This window comes from Bradyrhizobium sp. ORS 375, assembly GCF_000239775.1.
Taxonomy (GTDB): domain Bacteria; phylum Pseudomonadota; class Alphaproteobacteria; order Rhizobiales; family Xanthobacteraceae; genus Bradyrhizobium.
In genome coordinates, this window is the sequence record NZ_CAFI01000088.1 from 1 (window position 1) to 1,136 (window position 1,136).

General features: G+C 66.4%; 2 protein-coding genes. One reads left to right on the forward strand and one right to left on the reverse strand.

From position 1 onward, the window contains the following. Positions 1–38: 38 nt before the first annotated feature. The gene (locus tag BRAO375_RS07745; protein ID WP_009026908.1) at positions 39–326 is read right to left on the reverse strand and encodes a succinate dehydrogenase assembly factor 2; all 288 of its coding nucleotides are present in this window, start codon (positions 324–326) and stop codon (positions 39–41) included. Between the two features lie 198 nt (positions 327–524). On the opposite strand from BRAO375_RS07745, the gene BRAO375_RS07750 reads away from it, so the two are divergent. Further along, positions 525–1,136 (forward strand): OB-fold nucleic acid binding domain-containing protein (locus BRAO375_RS07750; RefSeq protein ID WP_035639488.1); only part of this gene is annotated, 612 nt, incomplete at its 3' end.

A 1,136-nucleotide genomic window follows, 5' to 3' on the forward strand; every position in this document is an offset into this window, starting at 1 on the left:
CGCGAGATGCTCGGCGGGCGACTTGACCGGACTCTTCATTAACCAGCGTCCACCGCGCGGAACGCCTTGATGCGCTCGAACAGCGCCGGCGTCTGCTCCGGCGGCAGCGGCCGGGCGCCGGTGATCGCGGCGTAGAAATCGGGGTCGGAGACTTCCAGGAGCTGCTCGAGCTGGTCCAGCTCGCTCTCGGTCAGCGTGCCGATCTCAGCGTCGGCAAAGCGGCCGAGGATCAGGTCCATCTCACGGGTGCCGCGATGCCAGCAGCGGAACAGCAGCCGCTTGCGACGGTCGTCTAGGCCTTGGCTCGAACGGGTGGTCCCTGTCATCGCGGTATCCCTGCAGTACAACGCCGAAAGCCCGGACGGTGCCGGGCGCGGCTGGATATAGCGGCGCCCGGGGCCCGTGTCAGCCCTCCCGGGGAGCAGAACCGGCATGTCGGGCCGCCTGAAGCCAGGGAAAAAAGAGGTGGACGTCTTGGCATTCACGGCTATTCCGGCCTGCAAAGCGAATTAAGTGTTCGGTCCATGCGCCCTGCCATCCTCAATCCCCTGTTTGCGCCGGTCACGACTCTGTCGGGAGTCGGACCGAAGCAGGATAAGCTGCTGCGCTATCTGCTCAGCTGCAGCGAGACGCCGCGGCTGGTCGACCTGCTGCTGCATCTGCCTGCCAGCGTCATCGACCGCAGGAACCGGCCCAAGGTCCGCGACGTCGAGGTCGGCACGGTCGTGACCCTGGAGGTGACGGTCGATCGCCATCGTCCGTCGCGTAACGCCCGCGCGCCCTATCTGGTTTACGCCAGCGACGAGACCGGCGACGTCGTGCTGACCTTCTTCCGTCCGAAGGGCGACTACATCGAGAAGATCCTCCCCGTTGGCGCCAAGCGCTACGTCTCCGGCACCGTGCAGATGTATGACGGCGTGCCGCAGATCGTGCACCCCGACCGCATCCTCGATGAAGCAGGCTTCGCCAAACTGTCAGGACTCGACCCGGTCTATCCGCTCACCGAAGGCCTCGCCCTCGGCTCGCTGCGAAGGGCGATCGCGGCGGCGCTGACCAAGCTGCCGGAGCTGCCGGAATGGATCAGCCCGGAGGTGCTGAGCCGCTGCAACTTCCCGTCGCTAAGGGAGGCGCTGACG